This is a genomic window from Belnapia sp. AC561 (assembly GCF_979252845.1).
Genome location: NZ_CEEDBP010000007.1, coordinates 107267 through 123120, shown reverse-complemented (window position 1 = coordinate 123120; position 15854 = coordinate 107267). Strand labels below are relative to the sequence as shown.

At 70.3% G+C, this 15854-nt stretch carries 14 protein-coding genes; 8 read left to right on the top strand and 6 right to left on the bottom strand.

The annotated features are described in order from the left end of the window. Window positions 1-146 precede the first annotated feature (146 nt). Window positions 147-1133, top strand: coding sequence for an SH3 domain-containing protein (locus AC0IW9_RS08320; RefSeq protein ID WP_471647755.1), 987 nt, complete (start codon window positions 147-149; stop codon window positions 1131-1133). 4 nt (window positions 1134-1137) lie between these two features. Here the strand turns inward: AC0IW9_RS08320 and AC0IW9_RS08315 are convergent, their stop codons facing one another. Both AC0IW9_RS08315 and AC0IW9_RS08310 read right to left on the bottom strand, forming a co-directional pair. Beyond that, entirely contained in the window at window positions 1138-2391 is a 1254-nt protein-coding gene (locus AC0IW9_RS08315; protein ID WP_471647754.1) for a cation:proton antiporter, read from the bottom strand. 54 nt (window positions 2392-2445) lie between these two features. Beyond that, window positions 2446-3240, bottom strand: a complete 795-nt coding sequence (locus AC0IW9_RS08310; RefSeq protein WP_471647753.1) for an HpcH/HpaI aldolase family protein — start codon at window positions 3238-3240, stop codon at window positions 2446-2448. A 116-nt stretch (window positions 3241-3356) separates the two neighbouring features. Here AC0IW9_RS08310 and AC0IW9_RS08305 point away from each other — a divergent pair, with 116 nt between their 5' ends. From AC0IW9_RS08305 to AC0IW9_RS08290, 4 genes are all read left to right on the top strand, one after another. Further along, complete coding sequence (locus AC0IW9_RS08305; RefSeq protein WP_471647752.1) at window positions 3357-3581, top strand: acyl-CoA carboxylase biotin carboxyl carrier protein subunit; 225 nt, start codon at window positions 3357-3359, stop codon at window positions 3579-3581. 68 nt (window positions 3582-3649) lie between these two features. Next, window positions 3650-4354, top strand: coding sequence for a methyltransferase domain-containing protein (locus tag AC0IW9_RS08300; protein WP_471647751.1), 705 nt, complete (start codon window positions 3650-3652; stop codon window positions 4352-4354). 28 nt (window positions 4355-4382) lie between these two features. Further along, the gene (locus AC0IW9_RS08295) at window positions 4383-5351 is read left to right on the top strand and encodes a 2-dehydropantoate 2-reductase (RefSeq protein ID WP_471647750.1); all 969 of its coding nucleotides are present in this window, start codon (window positions 4383-4385) and stop codon (window positions 5349-5351) included. 485 nt (window positions 5352-5836) lie between these two features. After that, window positions 5837-6082: a DUF1272 domain-containing protein gene (locus AC0IW9_RS08290; protein ID WP_471647749.1), complete on the top strand. Its 246-nt coding sequence runs from the start codon at window positions 5837-5839 to the stop codon at window positions 6080-6082. Window positions 6083-6097: 15 nt separating this feature from the next. Here AC0IW9_RS08290 and AC0IW9_RS08285 read toward each other — a convergent pair whose 3' ends face one another. Beyond that, window positions 6098-7372: an MFS transporter gene (locus tag AC0IW9_RS08285; protein WP_471647748.1), complete on the bottom strand. Its 1275-nt coding sequence runs from the start codon at window positions 7370-7372 to the stop codon at window positions 6098-6100. Continuing rightward, complete coding sequence (locus tag AC0IW9_RS08280; protein WP_471647747.1) at window positions 7372-7938, bottom strand: TetR/AcrR family transcriptional regulator; 567 nt, start codon at window positions 7936-7938, stop codon at window positions 7372-7374. Before AC0IW9_RS08280 ends, AC0IW9_RS08285 begins: the two co-directional genes overlap by 1 nt. 97 nt (window positions 7939-8035) lie before the next feature. On the opposite strand from AC0IW9_RS08280, the gene AC0IW9_RS08275 reads away from it, so the two are divergent. The 3 genes from AC0IW9_RS08275 to AC0IW9_RS08265 are packed head-to-tail and all read left to right on the top strand — an operon-like array spanning window position 8036 to window position 11150. Next, the gene (locus AC0IW9_RS08275) at window positions 8036-8965 is read left to right on the top strand and encodes a 2-dehydropantoate 2-reductase (protein ID WP_471647746.1); all 930 of its coding nucleotides are present in this window, start codon (window positions 8036-8038) and stop codon (window positions 8963-8965) included. Continuing rightward, window positions 8962-9741, top strand: a complete 780-nt coding sequence (locus AC0IW9_RS08270) for an SDR family NAD(P)-dependent oxidoreductase (RefSeq protein WP_471647745.1) — start codon at window positions 8962-8964, stop codon at window positions 9739-9741. Before AC0IW9_RS08275 ends, AC0IW9_RS08270 begins: the two co-directional genes overlap by 4 nt. Beyond that, a complete protein-coding gene (locus tag AC0IW9_RS08265; RefSeq protein ID WP_471647744.1) occupies window positions 9738-11150 on the top strand; it encodes an MATE family efflux transporter in 1413 nt (470 codons plus the stop codon). Before AC0IW9_RS08270 ends, AC0IW9_RS08265 begins: the two co-directional genes overlap by 4 nt. Here the strand turns inward: AC0IW9_RS08265 and AC0IW9_RS08260 are convergent. Continuing rightward, on the bottom strand, window positions 11137-14358 hold the full coding sequence (locus AC0IW9_RS08260; RefSeq protein ID WP_471647743.1) for a beta strand repeat-containing protein: 3222 nt from the start codon (window positions 14356-14358) through the stop codon (window positions 11137-11139). The genes AC0IW9_RS08265 and AC0IW9_RS08260 overlap by 14 nt on opposite strands. Before the next feature lie 102 nt (window positions 14359-14460). Continuing rightward, complete coding sequence (locus AC0IW9_RS08255) at window positions 14461-15849, bottom strand: tetratricopeptide repeat protein (RefSeq protein WP_471647742.1); 1389 nt, start codon at window positions 15847-15849, stop codon at window positions 14461-14463. Between the last annotated feature and the right edge of the window lie 5 nt (window positions 15850-15854).

The window sequence follows — 15854 nt, the reverse complement described above, 5'->3', positions numbered from 1 at the left end:
ATAGTATACGTTAACCCTGAACGGGGGCTCTCCCGCGAGTAATCGCGGCAGAGGCGAGCAGCAAGGGGCCAGCGCAACCCATGATCCATCAGCACGAGGCGTCCTGGCGCCTTGCCACGCCAGTCCACTTGCGGCAGCCCGCGACCATGCCCCCGCCGGCGCCGCCCGAGCCGGAGGTGGATCCGTCCGATGTCACCCTGCCGGAAGGGTGGATCGGCCTGCCGGATTGCGTGCTGCAGAATGCCGATGCCCCGGCGGTCGCCATCCCGCTGACGCTGCTGCATCCGGAATTCGGCGTGGCCCTGCTGGGCGTGCCGGAGGAACAGGGGGCCGCGGCGGAGGCCGCGCTGCGGCTGCGGCTGGACGCGGCCCGGTTCGTTGCGATCTTTCCCGGCCACCTTCCGGTGGTGACGCTGGCCATGATGCCGGGCGAAGCGCTCAACCTGCAGCGCCGCCTGGCCGCGGCCTTCGCCGGCCTGCCGCCGCTGGAACTGGCTGGGGGCGATGGCTGGGTGGCCGTGGTCCGGCGGGCGATGCTCTCGCGCCCGCCGATGCGCCTGGCGCGTCCCGGGTTGGAAGCGGCCAACCTGCCGCGCCGCCCGGCCACGGCGGCGAACCAGGGGCATGGGCTGCGCAACTGGGTCTGGCCGATGGCGGGCGTCACGGTGGCCGCGGTGCTGGTCGGGGTGTTGCTGGGGCTCAACCATCCGGCTGGGCAGGATTCCCCGGCGCTGACCGGCACCGATCCGCAACCGGGTGCGGGTGTCGAAGCCAGTGCCCCGCCGCCGCAGGCCAATGCACCCGCACTGCAGGCCGATGCGCCAACACCGCAGGCAAGCATGCCGATGCCCCGTCCGCGGCCAGCACCTGCGCCGACGCCGCCGGTGGCGGCGCCGGCCCCCGTCAATCCGCCGCCGGTGCAGGCTCCGCCCAGTGCGCCGCTGCCGCGCGTGCTGGTGCGGAGCGCGGCCAATCTCCGCGCCGGGCCCGATACCAGCGCCCGCATCCTGCGGACCGCGCCGCGCGGCGAGGTCTTCCGGGTGCATAGCGAAGCCCGGGGATGGGTCCAGGTGGGCGATGCGACCCCGGAGGGATGGATCTTCTCAGGCCTGCTGAGCGATCCCTCTCCTTGAAAAGTCAGCTCTCCAGCGCCGGTGTCCCCTGGCGTTGCCGCCGGTCATCCAGCCAGCGCATCGCCGGCGTCACCGTGACGCCGTGCAGCCCGACCGAGACCAGCACCGTCAGCCCCACCACCGCCCAGAGCTCCGCCATCTCCGGGAAGCGGGCCGCATTGGCCGCATAGGCCAGGTAGTAGAAGCTGCCCAGGCCACGGATGCCGAAGAAAGAGATCGCCATCCGTTCCGCCATGGGCTGGCTGGTGCCGAGCATCGAGGCCATCCCGGCCAACGGGCGCACCACGAAGATGAAGGCCAGGGTTGCGACGACGCCGGCTCTGGTCAGCGGGGCCAGTAACCCGCCGGCAACAGCGCCGCCGAACAGGACCAGCAGCACCATCATCAGCAGGCGTTCGGTCTGCTCGGCGAAATCATGCAGCCGGTCGTGGTAGGCGTGCTGCCGCTCGGCGCTGCGCATCGCCAGCGCGGCGACGAAGACCGCGACGAAGCCATAGCCATGCACCAGCTCGGTCAGGCCATAGGCCAGGAAGGTGGCCCCGAGCGCCACGAAGCCATCCCCGGTGCGGGAGAGCCGGGCCCGGTTCGGCATGCGGAAGGTGAGCCAGCCGAGCAGCCGGCCGATCCCCCATCCCGCGGCCAGTCCGACAGGCAATTTCCAGGCGACATCGCGGCCGATCCAGTCCCAGGCCCAGAGCGTCGGGTCCGTCCCCACAAGGGCCAGCGCCACCGCGAGGTTGACGAAGGGGAAGGCGAGCCCGTCGTTCAGCCCGGCCTCGGCGGTCAGGGTGAAGCGCACCTCATCCTCCTCGCCGCTGCGCGGCGGGCCGACCTGGACGTCCGAGGCGAGGACCGGGTCGGTCGGGGCCAGTGCCCCGCCCAGCAGCACCGCAGCCGCGGCGCCGAGGCCGAGCAGCCAGTGGCCCACCAAACCGATGCCGAGGATCGAGAGCGGCATGGCGATGCCCAGCAGCCGCCAGGTCAACGCCCAGGTCCGCCATTGCAGCGGCCGGTCCAGCTTCAGCCCGGCGCCGGTCAGGGCGACGATCACCACCAGCTCCGTCAGCCGCTCGGCGGCTTCGGGATAGTCCATCGGGTCTGGCGTATCGCCGCGGATGACGGAGAAGAGGGGGATGACGGAGAAGAGGGCATAGCCGATGCCGATGCAGAACATGGGCAGCGACAGCGGCAATTCGCGCAGCACCATGGGCAGCCAGGCCACCAGCAGGATCAACCCGCCGAGGCCGACAAGCAACATTATGTAAGGGTCCATTCGACCGCAACGCGGATTGACCCGCGAGTTGCTTGGACTTCAGGCTTCCAGCGCGGCCCGGATGCCCTGGGTCCAGGCGCCGGCGCCGGCCGAGAGCAGGCCGATGTCCGTCTGCGTCGTCAGGAATTGCACGCCCTTGCGGATGACGGCGGCCTGGGCCCTGGGGTCGCGGTGGCCGCCGCAGCCGAAGTACTTGCCATGTGCCTTGCAGGCAGCCTGGATGCGGTCCACCGCTTCCACCAGCTCCGGGTCGGCGTATTGGCCGGGCTTGCCCATGTTGGTCAGCAGGTCGTTCATGCCGATGTGGATGACGTCGATCCCCGGCACGGCGGCGATGGCCTCGATGTTCCGCACGCCTTCGCGGGTCTCGATCATGCAGACGAGGAGGGTGGCGGCATCGATGGCGGGCAGGGCCTGGTCGGGCGGGACGGCGCGGAAATCGAAATAGGGATAGCCGCCGGTCACGCTGCGCTTGCCGAGCGGGCCGAAGCGGACGGCGTTCACCGCGATCTGCGCGTCCGCGGCGGTATTCACGTCCGGATAGACGATGCCGGTCACCCCGTTGTCCAGCAGGGCCTGGACATCGAGGTCGTGCACCGAGCGGACCCGGGCCAGCGGGGCGATGCCGATGGCCAGCGCCGCCTGGGCAATATGGCCGATGGTCTCGAGGCCGAAGAGGCTGTGCTGGACATCGATGAAGAGGAAGTCGTGCCCGGTCGCCTTGGCGATGCGGGCGATCTCGGCGGAGCGGGACATGCGGACGCCGAGGCCCAGCGCCACGCCGCCGGCGGCCAGCTTCTCCTTCACCGGATTGGTCAATGTCGTGCCGGCCATGGCGGCCTTCCCCCCTGCTTGCTTGGGGCCATGCCACACCCGCCCCGGCTTGACCGCAAGCCTCGCTGCCCCTGCAATGGCGGCTCAAGGGCGATAAGCTCCAGGAAGGCATCCGCATGGCCGATATCCGCGTGAAATCCGAAATCTCCGGCTCGGTCTGGAAGATCCTGAAGTCGCCGGGGGAGGCGGTGGCGACGGAGGAGGATCTGCTGCTGCTGGAATCGATGAAGATGGAAATCCCGGTCGCCGCGCCGCGCGCCGGCACCGTGCAGGAAGTGCTGTTCGCCGAGGGCGAGGCGGTGGCCGAGGGCGACGTGCTGCTGGTGCTCCGGACCGGCTGAGACCCGCGGGACGTTCCCCTTCCACGTGCTTTGCGCTAGTTTTGCGCCGCAGGCGGTGGAGCAGACACTTGGCGGATACATCTGGTTCGGAGGCGGCGGTCGCCGAGACCTGGTCCCAGGGCAAGGCGCAGGAACTGGAGTTCTGGCGCATGGTGGCGACCAATACGCCGCCCTGCCCGCCGGACTACCACGCCGAGATGCTGGCCCGCTGCAACCCGGCCGCCGAGATCCATCCGAGCTTCATCGCCAGCATCGTCACCGCCCCGCTGGACCAGGCGATCCTGGTCGATGTCGCGGCCGGGCCGGTGTCCTCGCTCGGCTGGTGCCACAAGGGGCAGCGGCTGAACGTGGTGCCGATCGACGCGCTGGCGGCGGAATACGGCGCCATCCTGGCCGAGGCCGGGCTGACGCCGCCGATCCCGACGCGGGTCGGCCATGCCGAGGATCTGGCGAGCCTGTTCCCGCCTGCTTCCGTCGACTTCGCCCATATGCGGAATGCGCTGGACCATTGCTACGACCCGATGAAGGTCCTGCGCGGTGCCATGACCATCCTCAAGCCCGGCGCCAGCTTCCGCGTCCATACCATCGTGAACGAGGCGGTGATCGAGGGCTACATGGGCTTCCACCAGTGGAACATCGAACGCCGCGGCGAGAAGCTGATGATCTGGCGGCCGGGCCGTGAGATCGATGTCGGCGCTGAGCTGCCGGAGGCCGCGCTGACGCTGCATGGTGGCGAGCACTGGCTGTTCATCGAGCTTGTCCGCAAGAGCTGAGGCAGCCGCCGAGCCTACGGAGCCCCGCATGCGCGTCACCATTCTCGGCGCCGGTTCGGTCGGCGGTTGGCTCGCCGCCGGATTGGCGCGGGCCGGGCTGCCGGTCGGCATCCTCGCCCGTGGCGCCAGCCTGGCCGCGCTGCGCCAGCAGGGCCTGGTCTTCCTGCAGGGTGAGGTGCGCGAGGTCTTCCCGGTCCAAGCCTCAGACGATCCCGCGGTGCTGGCCGGGGCGGATATCCTGCTGCTGGGGCTCAAGAGCCATGACCTGCCAGCGGCCTTGCCGCTGATCCAGCGCCTGTGCGGCGCGGAAACGCTGGTGGTGCCGGCGCAGAACGGCATTCCCTGGTGGTTCTTCCAGGGCTTCGGCGGGCTGGCCGAGGGGCTGGTCCTGCAATCGGTGGACCCGGGCGGGGCGCTGGCCGCGGCCATCCCGGCCGAGCGCGTCCTCGGTGCCGTCGCGCATGTGGGGGCCACCGTCGTTGCCCCGGGCACCATCCGGCTGATGAAGCAGGACCGCCTGCTGCTGGGCGATCCCTCCGGCCGGCATGCCGGCGCGCTCGCGGCCCTGGTGGCGGCGCTGCGGGCCGGCGGCATTCCCGCTGAGGCCGCGCCGGATATCCGCCGCGAGGTCTGGCTGAAGCTCTGGGGCAACTCCAACATGAACCCGCTGAGCGCCCTCTGCCGCGCCGATATGCAGGCCATGCTGGATGATACGGGGGTCCGCGGACTGATCGAGGCGATGATGGCGGAGATGGCCGCGCTAGGCGAGCTTATCGGCCTGCCGATGGGCCAGGACATCCCGGGCCGGATCGCCGTCACCCGGCGGCTCGGTGCCTTCCGGACCTCCATGCTGCAGGATCTGGAAGCGGGGCGGCGGCTGGAACTGGGTCCCTTGCTGGGCAGCCTGGTGGAATTGGCCGCCCATCTGGACCAGCCGGCGCCGACGCTGGCCGGCGTGCATGGGCTGACGCGGCTGCTGGCTGCCGCCTCCGGGTGAACTTTGGCGGCGCTTGCGCGTCCTTGACGGATGGACCGGATTTCGAGACGCGCTTGGCTCTCCGCCCTGGCTGCCTTGGCGAGCTTCCCGGCTGAGGCGAAGACCCGCCAACGTCGCCGCCCCGCGGTCACCAAGCCCCAGGTTGCCGCCAGACCGGCGCCTCAGCCCGCGCCGCCGGCGATCGACGGGCCGCCGCCGCCATCCAACATTCCAGGATTGGATCCGGCACCGCTGCCGAGGAGCCGCCTGCAAGGTCCCCTGGCGGACCGGGTACCGCGTGCGGAGCTTTCCTTCGGCCTGCCGGCCCCGACCGAGATGTTCCAGGGCGAGACCTTCGGCCGCAACGACCCTGCCCCCGATCGCCGCCCGATGCCTGGGAATGGCAGCTGGCTGCCCTCGCCGGGGGCCATCCTGCGGATGCCGTTCTGAAGCGCGCTTGACCCTGGCAGGGCGCATGTCACCGTGCCTGTCACGGGAGGCATGCCATGCTGGAACTTCGGCCTTGTTGCGAATGCTGCGGCACGGATCTGCCGCCCGAAAGCGATGCGGCGCGCATCTGCTCCTATGAATGCACCTTCTGCCTGACCTGCACGGAAACCACCCTGGCCGGCATCTGCCCCAATTGCGGGGGCGAGCTGGTACGCCGGCCGATCCGCCCCGCGGCACGGCTGCTCCGCCATCCGGCCAGCACGGTCCGGAAGGTGAAGCCGCAGGGGTGTACGGCGGCGTAGAATGCTGCGGCGTGGCTAGGCCGGCCTGGGCCGTCGGATGGCCAGGGCCAGCAGGGCCGCCAGCAGGCAGGCCGTACCCGCCAGGTAGAAGGCCGGCAGATAGCTGGCCAGCGCATCCCGGCTGAGGCCGGCACCGAGCGCGGCGATGGCGGCACCGAGCTGATGCGCGGTGAAGATCCAGCCGAAGACCAGCGGCGCCTTTTCCCGTCCGAAGGCCTGGCCCGCCAGCCGGACCGTCGGCGGTACGGTGGCGATCCAGTCCAGCCCGTAGAAGACGGCGAAGAGCGAAAGGCCGTAGAGCGAGAAGGTGCTGAGCGGCAGGAACAGCAGCGAGAGGCCGCGCAGCCCATAGTACCAGAACAGCAGGCGGCGGTTGTCGTAGCGGTCCGAGAGCCAGCCGGAGAGGATGGTGCCGACGAAATCGAAGGCGCCCATCATCGCCAGCACGGAGGCGGCCTCGACCTCTGCCATGCCGAAATCCGAGCAGAGCGGGATGAAATGGGTCTGGATCAGCCCATTGGTCGAGAGGCCGCAGATCAGGAAGGTGGCAAACAGGATCCAGAAGACGCGGGTCCGGGCGGCTTCCGCCAGGGCGGCGAAGGCATTGGCCACCGGGTTGCCCTGGGCCGGTGCCGGGCGCGGGGCAATGGCCGTCGCGGTATCGCCATAGGGATTGAGACCCAGCTCCGAGGGATGGTCGCGGCCGAACAGGAACATCAGCAGGCCGCCCAGGGCGCAGGCGGCGAGGCCGGGCAGCAGGGCGGTGCGCCAGCCCTCATGCTGCGCCAGCCAGGCGGCGAGCGGCAGGAAGGCGAGCTGGCCGGTGGCATTGGCCGCGGTCAGCATGCCCAGCACCAGGCCGCGGCGGGCGGTGAACCAGCGATTGGCGACGGTGGCGCCGAGGACCAGCGCCGTCATGCCGGTGCCGAGGCCGGTCAGTACGCCCCAGGTCAGCCAGAGCTGCCAGACGGCGGTCATCCGCATCGAGAGCAGGCAGCCGAGGATGACCAGGCCAAGGGCCATGGCCACGGTGCGGCGCAGGCCATAGCGTTGCAGCAGGGCGGCGGCGAAGGGCGCCATCAGGCCAAACAGGAGCAGCCGCAGCGCCAGGGCGCCGGAGATGGCGGCGGTCTCCCAGCCGGTCTCGCGCTGCAGCGGCAGCAGCAGGGCGCCGAGGATGCCCATGGCGCCGGCCGAGGAGAGGGAGACCAGGAAGGTCAGCGCGACCATCACCCAGCCGTAGTGGATGCCGCGCCGGGCGAGCGTCGGGGCGAGCAGGTGGGAGAGCATCACCGGTCGTCCGTCAGGCTGCGGGCGGTGGCATCCAGGATGCGGTCGGAGAGCGCCGGGTCATCGACCGCGCGCGCCAGGATCAGCGCGCCGACCAGGCTGGCGACGGTGGCGAGCGCCGCATCCTCGGGCGGCAGGCTGGCCTGGCGCGGCATGAGGGCGGTGAGGCGGGTGGCGAAGCTGCGGATGCCGCGGGTGAAGGCCTCCCGGATGGTGTCGCTCTGGCGGGCTGCCTCCGGGCCGATGGCGGCGATGGCGCAGCCGCCGCCGGGTGCGTCGCGGTGGGTGGCGGACAGGTAGCGGTTGACGATGGTGGCGAGGGTGCCGCCCTCGGCCAGATCCTTCCGGGTCTTCTCGCCGCTGGCCTCCATGGCGAGCGTCAGGGCTTCCGCCACCAGCCGGTCCTTCGAGCCGAACTGGCTGTAGAGGCTGCCATGGGTGAGGCCGGCCGCCTTGGTCAGCGCATCGACGCCGACGCCGCCGATGCCGGATTCCCGGATCATCCGGGCGGTGGCCGTCAGGATCCTCGCCCGGTTGTCGGCGGCCTGTTCCTTAGAGACGCGCATCGAAACCCCTCCGTCGCCGTGTCGCTTGACATGGTTTAGTGGCGGGTGCAATCAATGTCCAGATAGATGACGACCGCTATCTAAATGGAGGTTGGCGATGCGGATCCTTGTCCTGGGTGCCGGGGCGATCGGTGGCTACTACGGGCTGCGATTGGCCGAGGCGGGGGCGGATATCGGCTTCCTGGTCCGGCCGGGACGCGCCGCGCAGCTCGAGCGGGACGGGCTGGTGGTGGTCAGCCGCGGGGAGGAACGGCGGCGGCGGGTGCCGACCCTGCTGCCGGGCGAGGTGGAGCGGCCCTTCGATGCGGTGCTGCTGACCTGCAAGGCCTATGACCTGCCGGCCGCGGTCGAGGCCATCGCCCCGGCGATGGGCGAGCGCAGCGTGGTGCTGCCGCTGCTGAACGGGCTGGCGCATTTCGACCTGCTGGATGCGCGCTTCGGCGCCGGCCGGGTGCTGGGCGGGGTCGCCTATATCGCCACCATGCTGGAGCCCGACGGGACCATCCGCCACAGCAGCCCGATGGATACGCTGCTGTTCGGGGATCGCGGCGGCCGGCTGACGCCACCGGTGGAGGCGCTGGCGGAGGCCTTCGCGGCGACGCAGGTGACGGCCCGGGCCTCGATGGAGATCACCCAGGACCTCTGGGAGAAATGGGCGATGCTGGCGGCGGGGGCGGCGATCACCTGCCTGCTGCGTGGCACGATCGGCGAGGTGCTGGCGACCGCGGATGGCACCGCCGTCGCGGGGCGGATCGTGGCGGAGGTGCGGGCGATCGCCGCAGCGCATGGCCATGCGCCGCGGCCGGCGGCGGTGGCGCAGGCGGACAAGACGCTGGGCGATCCGCAGTCCCGCTGGGCCGCCTCCATGATGCGGGACATCCAGCAGGGCGCGCCACGGCTGGAGGCGGAGCATGTCATTGGTGACCTGCTCCGCCGCGGGCGGGACCATGGGCTGGCGGCGCCGATGCTGGAGGCGAGCTTTGCGCAACTGCAGGTCTACAACGCCCGCCAGGGGAAGCCGTCATGACGACGACCGTACTCATCACCGGGGCTTCCTCCGGCATCGGCGCGACCTATGCCGAGCGGCTCGCACAGCGCGGGCATGACCTGGTGCTGGTGGCACGTGACGGGGCGCGGCTGGAGGCGCTGGCGGCGCGGCTGGCCGGGAAGACGAGGCGGTGGGTCGATATCCTGGCCGCCGACCTGACCGACCCTGCGGCGCTGCGCCGGGTGGAGGCGCGGCTGCGCGAGGATCAGGCAATCGGCATGCTGGTGAACAATGCCGGTATGGCGGTGACCGGGACCCTGGCGGAGGCCGATCCCGACCAGCTCGAGCGGATGGTGCTGCTGAACGTGGTCGCGCCGATGCGGCTGGCGGCTGCGGCGGCGCGGGTCTTCCTCGGGCGCGGTGGCGGGACGATCGTCAACATCGCCTCCGTGCTGGCTTTGGCGCCGGAACTGTTCAACGGCGTTTATAGTGGAACCAAGGCCTTCGTGCTGAACCTGACCCAGTCGCTGCAGGCGGAGGCCGGCGATCGGCTGCGGGTGCAGGCGGTGCTGCCGGGGGCGACGCGGACCGAGATCTGGGGCCGTGCCGGCGTGGACATGGCGCAGATGCCCCCCTCCATGCTGATGGATGTCGGCGAGATGGTGGATGCGGCGCTGGCCGGGCTCGACCAAGGGGAGGCGGTGACGATCCCATCGCTGCCCGATGTGGCGGATTGGGAGCGCTTGACCGCGGCGCGGCGGGCGATGGGGCCGAACCTGTCACGGGACCATGCAGCGGAGCGGTACCGGTCATGAGCGCGAGCACGATGACGCCGCCGGTCGTCCCGGCGATGAGCCCGCGGACCCGGCTGCTGCTGCATGGCAAGGTGGTGCCGACGCTGCTGAAGCTGGCCTGGCCGAATACGCTGGTGATGCTGGCCCAGGCCTCGGTCGGATTGATCGAAACCTGGTGGGTGGCGCATCTCGGCACCGATGCGCTGGCCGGGATGGCGCTGGTCTTCCCGGGCTTCATGATGATGCAGATGCTGTCGGGCGGCGCCATCGGCGGCGGGATTTCCTCGGCCATCGCCCGCGCCCTGGGCGGTGGCCGGCGCGAGGATGCGGATGCGCTGGTGCTGCATGCGCTGGTCATCAACACCATCCTGGGGCTGGCCTTCACCGCGCTGGTGCTGTGGTTCGGCCCGTCCCTCTACGCGGCGCTGGGCGGCGAGGGTGGGTCGCTGCGGGCGGCGCTGACCTATTCGGATATCGTCTTCGGCGGGGCGGTGCTGATCTGGTTGAGCAATGCCTTCGCCAGCGTGCTGCGCGGCACCGGCAACATGATGCTGCCTTCGATCTCCATCGTCATCGGCGTGGTGGTGCTGGTGCCGCTTTCGCCCCTGCTGATCTATGGCTGGGGACCGGTGCCGGCGATGGGCATCGCCGGTGCGGGCTGGGCGGTGCTGGTGGGCATGGCCCTGTCCACAATTATCCTGGCCTGGGCGGTGATCTCGGGCCGGAGCATCGCCCGCCTGCGCTGGGCGCGGCTGCGCTGGGCCTTGTTCCGCGCCATCCTGGCGGTGGGGGCGGTGGCCTCCGTCAGCACCCTGCAGACCACGTTGACGATTGCCTTGACCACGGCGGTGGTGGCGCGGGCCGGTGGGCCGGATGCGGTGGCGGGCTATGGCACGGGGACGCGTCTGGAATACCTGCTGGTGCCACTGGTCTTCGGACTGGGGGCGCCTCTGGTGGCGCTGGTGGGCACGAATATCGGCGCCGGACAGGGCGCACGGGCCTTGCGGATCGCCCTGACCGGGGGTGCGCTGGCCTTCGTCGTTACCGAGACGGTGGGGCTGGCAGCAGCCATCTGGCCGGAGGCCTGGCTCGGGCTATTCGGCGCCGATCCGCAGATGCTGGAGACGGGCGCCGCCTATCTGCGGGTGGTGGGACCGACCTATGGCTTCTTCGGGCTGGGGCTATCGCTGTATTTCGCCTCCCAGGGAGCGGGCCGGCTGGGCTGGCCGCTTTTCGGCGGCTTGCTGCGGCTGCTGATCGCGGTGGGTGGTGGCTGGATGGCCTTGCATCTGACGGGATCGCTGGCCTGGGTCTTCGCCGCATTGGCGGCAGGGCTGGTCGTCTATGGTGTGGTGCTGGCGGTGGTGATTGCCTCGGGCGCTTGGTTTCGCCAGGCACCCGAGGCGGAGGCGGCCGCTACAGCCAGATGAAGTCGGCGCTGTCGAGATCGGCGATGGCGACACCGGTGAGGGTGATGCTGATCTCGGCATTGCCGTCGCCATTGGTGTCGATGCTGAGGACCTTGGTGCTGTTGTCGAAGCGGGCCTGACTTTCGCCCGTTGCCGTCATGGTGGCGGCGCCGAGGAAGGTGAAGGCGCCGGTCAGCATGCCGCTGAGCAATATGAGGTCTTCGGTGGCATCGAAATCCGTGATGGTGTCCCCGGTTCCGCTCGGGGATTCGCTGACCGCCGTGTAGATGAAGCGATCGACGCCTGCCCCTCCGGTCAGCTGATCGACGCCGGCCCCCCCCATGATCTGGTCGCCGCCGCTGCCGCCGATGAGGGTATCGGCGCCATCGCCACCGGTGAGGCGGGTGGAGGTGGTGCCCGAGGCGGTTATCGAATCCGCCCCGGTGCCGCCGGTGACGACCTCGATATTGGTGACTCCGACGCTGTTGGCGCCATTGGCGAGGATCAGGCGGTCCGTCCCTGCGCCGAAGTCGAAGGTGCCGCCGGTGATGACCGAGCCGAGGGTGATGATGTCGTTGCCGGTGCCGCCGGTGATGGTCTCGGCATTGGAGACGGTCAGGGTATTGGCGCCATTGGCCAGCGTCAGGCTATCCGTACCGGCGCCGAGGTTGATGGTGGCGCCGGAGATGGCGGCACCAAGGGTGACATCGTCGGCACCGGTGCCGCCGATGATGGTCTCGACCCCGGTAGCGGTGATGGTATTGGCGCCATTGGCGAGTGTGAGGCTGTCGACGCCGGCCCCGAGGCTGATGGTGGCGCCGGAGATGGCGGCGCCGAAGGTAATGGTATCCACGCCGCTGCCGCCAATGACGGTCTCGATGTGGCTGGCGGTGAGGATATTGGCGCCATTGGCGAGGGTAAGGCTGTCCGTGCCGTCGCCCAAATCGATGGTGCCGGCGGTCTGTACGGCGGAGATCGTGATCACATCGGCGCCGGTGCCGCCGGTGACGGTCTCGATGCCGGAGATGCTGAGGGTATTGGCGCCGTCGGCCAAGGTCAGGCTATCGGTGCCGGCGCCGAGGCTGACAGTGATGCCGGAGACGGCGGCGGAGAAGGTGATGCTATCGGCACCGCTGCCGCCGATGAGGGTTTCGAGGTCCGCGCCAAGGGTGAGTGTATTCGCACCCGCAGCGGAAAGCGTGAGGCTGTCGGCGCCGGCGCCGAGGGCGATGGTGGCGCCGGAGGCGGCGGCGCCGAGGGTGATGGTATCGGCGCCGGTGCCGCCGGTGACGGTCTCGATGCCGGAGATGCTGAGGGTATTGGCGCCATCGGCCAGGGTCAGGCTATCGACCCCGGTGCCGAGGCGGACGCTGATGCCGGAGACGGCGGCGGAGAAGGTGATGACATCGGCGCCGCTGCCGCCGACGAGGGTCTCGATATCGGCGCCGAGGGTGAGGGTATTGCCGCCGGCGGCCAGGGTCAGACTGTCGGCGCCGGCGCCGAGGGTGATGATATCGGCGCCGGTGCCGCCGGTGATGGTCTCGACGTTGGAGACGGTCAGGGTATTGGCGCCATTGGCCAGGGTGAGGCTGTCGGTGCCGCTGCCAAGGTTGACGGTGCCGCCGGAGACGGCGGCGCCGAGGGTGATGTCGTCGGCGCCGGTGCCGCCGGTGATGGTCTCGACGTTGGTGGCGGTGATCGTGTTCGCGCCACTGGCCAGGGTGAGGCTGTCGACGCCGGCCCCGAGGCTGACGGCGGCGCCGGAGATGGCGGCGCCGAGGGTGATGGTGTCGATCGCCGAGCTGCCGGTGATGGTCTCGACGTTGGAGACGGTCAGGGTGTTGACGGCATTGGCGAGGGTGAGGCTATCGGTGCCGTCGCCGAGGTTGATGGTGCCGGTGGTCTGACCCTCGAGCAGGGTGACGGTATCGGCGCCGGTGCCGCCGGTGACGGTCTCGATGCCGGAGATGCTGAGGGTATTGGCACCGTCGGCCAGGGTCAGGCTATCGACCCCGGTGCCGAGGCGGACGCTGATGCCGGAGACGGCGGCGGAGAAGGTGATGACATCGGCGCCGCTGCCGCCGACGAGGGTCTCGATATCGGCGCCGAGGGTGAGGGTATTGCCGCCGGCGGCCAGGGTCAGACTGTCGGCGCCGGCGCCGAGGGTGATGATATCGGCGCCGGTGCCGCCGGTGATGGTCTCGACGTTGGAGACGGTCAGGGTATTGGCGCCATTGGCCAGGGTGAGGCTGTCGGTGCCGCTGCCAAGGTTGACGGTGCCGCCGGAGACGGCGGCGCCGAGGGTGATGTCGTCGGCGCCGGTGCCGCCGGTGATGGTCTCGACGTTGGTGGCGGTGATCGTGTTCGCGCCATTGGCCAGGGTGAGGCTGTCGACGCCGGCCCCGAGGCTGACGGCGGCGCCGGAGATGGCGGCGCCGAGAATGATGTTGTCCACGGCCGAGCTGCCGGTGATGGTCTCGGCATTGGAGATTGTCAGCGTATTCGCGGCATTGAACAGCGTGACGCTATCGGTGCCGGCACCGAGATCAATGGTGCCGCTCGTCTGGCCTGCGGTCAGCGTGATCAGGTCGGCGCCGGTGCCGCCGGTGACGGTCTCGATGCCGGAGATGCTGAGGGTATTGGCGCCGTCGGCCAGGGTCAGGCTATCGGTGCCGGCGCCGAGGCTGACGCTGATGCCGGAGACGGCGGCGGAGAAGGTGATGACATCGGCGCCGCTGCCGCCGACGAGGGTCTCGATATCGGCGCCGAGGGTGAGGGTATTGCCGCCGGCGGCCAGGGTCAGGCTGTCGGCGCCGGCGCCGAGGGCGATGGTGGCACCGGAGGCGGCGGCGCCGAGGGTGATGACATCGGCGCCGGTGCCGCCGGTGATGGTCTCCACATTGGAGACGGTCATGACGTTGACGCCATTGGCCAGCACTAGGCTATCCGTACCGGCGCCAAGGTTGACTGTGGCGCCGGAGATGGCGGCGGCGAGGGTGATATCATCCGCGCCCGTGCCGCCGACAATGCTTTCGGTATTCGAGATGGTCAGCGTATAGCCGCCATTGCTCAGGGTCAGCCGGTCCACACCAGCGCCCAGGTCCACGGTCGAACCCGAAAGCGCGCCGGTCACCGTCACCGTGTCGTCGAGCGTTCCCCCAGTCAGGGTGGTGAAGCCCGCCAGCGTGATGATGTTGATCGAATTGCCGAGCGTGACGGTTCCGGACATGACCTGATTCCTGCCGAGATATTGCAGAGACCGGCCTATTGCCGATGTCGGCCCGATTTGGGCCCAGAGCCTTGGCTTACGGCAGAAGCCGTGAATCTCGCCTTAATGAGACGGCAGCGATGACATGAGATTTGGCAACAGCATCGCCCAGTCGCCGGGCCTTGGCTGGCGCCAAATGCGAAGGCTGCCATACCAGGGCGTGGTGGTTCCACTGGGGCCCCAGCGCCAGTCCGGGGCGAAGGGCAGCAGCAGCCAGGTCGGGACGCCGAGCGCACCGGCCAGATGGGCAACGGCGGTATCCACCGTGATCAGCAACTCCAACCGGGCCAGCGCCGCGGCGGTGGCGGTGAAGTCGACCAGGGTTGGGGAGAGGTCCTCCAGCCGCTCAGCGAGGCCGGCCGTGACGATATCGGCGCTGCGTGGGCCGACCTGAAGCGAGACCCAGTGGCGACCCGGCAGGGCCAGCAGGGGCGCCAGCAGCGGCAGCGGGACGGAGCGGTTGCGGTCGTTCAGGTGCTTCGGGTTGCCGGCCCAGACGAGGCCGATGCGGCCTGCTTCCCGCGCGACCGCGGGCAAGGCGAGATAGGGCGGCTGTGGGGCTGGCACCGGCTGGTCCAGCAGCAGCGGCAGGCTGAGCAGCGGTGCATGGGCGTCATGCGGCGGAACCCGGTCGCCGGCGGTGACGACCGCGTCCAGTCCAGGCAGGCCGCGCAGCAGCGGGGCAAGCGGTGGCTGAACCTCCAGCACCAGCCGGCCGACCCGGGCACGGGCGGCGGCGGCATGGCGGATGAACTGTATGGTATCGCCCAGGCCCTGTTCCCAATGGACCAGCAGCGTGCCACCGGGCAGCGGCCGGCCATCCCAGGCAGGGCTGGCGAAGCGGCGGCGCGGGGAGGCGAAGCCGGCAGCCTGCCAGCGCCATTCGTGCTCCCGCCAACCCTCGGCCCAGCGGCCGAGAAGCAGCAGCAGCAGGGCACGATTGTAGTGCATGTCGGCATTGCCGGGGGCCAGCGTCAGGGCACGATCCTGCAGGGCAAGCGCGGCCTCCAGCCGGCCGGCGCCCTGGTGGAGGTTGGCAAGGTTGTTCAGGGTTTCCGCTGCCTCCGGGCGGTCTGCCAAGGCGTGGCCATAGGCGGCCTCGGCGCCTGCGAGGTCGCCGCGGGCCTGGCAGGCGCGGCCGAGCACATGCCAGCGTTCCCAGCCCGGCCGCAGCGCGACGGCGCGGCGGAGGTGGAGATAGGCCTCGTCGGCCTCCGCTTTTTCGAGCAAGGCGCGGCCCAGGTTCCAGCCGGCATCGGGATGGTCCGGCACCGCAGCCAGGGCCTGGCGATAACGGCGGATGGCGGCATCCTCCGCACCCTGGCGGCGGAGCAGGACGCCGGCGTTGTTGGCGGCATCGGCGGCGGCGGGATCGGCGGCGAGAATTGTCTCGTAGAGCGCCAGGGCCGCGGCGGCCTCGCCCGTGGCGGCAAGCCGGTGTGCACGCGCCAATGCCG

Excerpts from the sequence above, each read along its gene's own strand:
- AC0IW9_RS08320 (WP_471647755.1), top strand. The coding sequence starts at position 147 with ATGCCCCCGCCGGCGCCGCCCGAGCCGGAGGTGGATCCGTCCGATGTC.
- AC0IW9_RS08315 (WP_471647754.1), bottom strand. The coding sequence starts at position 2,391 with ATGTTGCTTGTCGGCCTCGGCGGGTTGATCCTGCTGGTGGCCTGGCTG.
- AC0IW9_RS08310 (WP_471647753.1), bottom strand. The coding sequence starts at position 3,240 with ATGGCCGGCACGACATTGACCAATCCGGTGAAGGAGAAGCTGGCCGCC.
- AC0IW9_RS08305 (WP_471647752.1), top strand. The coding sequence starts at position 3,357 with ATGGCCGATATCCGCGTGAAATCCGAAATCTCCGGCTCGGTCTGGAAG.
- AC0IW9_RS08295 (WP_471647750.1), top strand. The coding sequence starts at position 4,383 with ATGCGCGTCACCATTCTCGGCGCCGGTTCGGTCGGCGGTTGGCTCGCC.
- AC0IW9_RS08290 (WP_471647749.1), top strand. The coding sequence starts at position 5,837 with ATGCTGGAACTTCGGCCTTGTTGCGAATGCTGCGGCACGGATCTGCCG.
- AC0IW9_RS08285 (WP_471647748.1), bottom strand. The coding sequence starts at position 7,372 with ATGCTCTCCCACCTGCTCGCCCCGACGCTCGCCCGGCGCGGCATCCAC.
- AC0IW9_RS08280 (WP_471647747.1), bottom strand. The coding sequence starts at position 7,938 with ATGCGCGTCTCTAAGGAACAGGCCGCCGACAACCGGGCGAGGATCCTG.
- AC0IW9_RS08275 (WP_471647746.1), top strand. The coding sequence starts at position 8,036 with ATGCGGATCCTTGTCCTGGGTGCCGGGGCGATCGGTGGCTACTACGGG.
- AC0IW9_RS08270 (WP_471647745.1), top strand. The coding sequence starts at position 8,962 with ATGACGACGACCGTACTCATCACCGGGGCTTCCTCCGGCATCGGCGCG.
- AC0IW9_RS08265 (WP_471647744.1), top strand. The coding sequence starts at position 9,738 with ATGAGCGCGAGCACGATGACGCCGCCGGTCGTCCCGGCGATGAGCCCG.
- AC0IW9_RS08260 (WP_471647743.1), bottom strand. The coding sequence starts at position 14,358 with ATGTCCGGAACCGTCACGCTCGGCAATTCGATCAACATCATCACGCTG.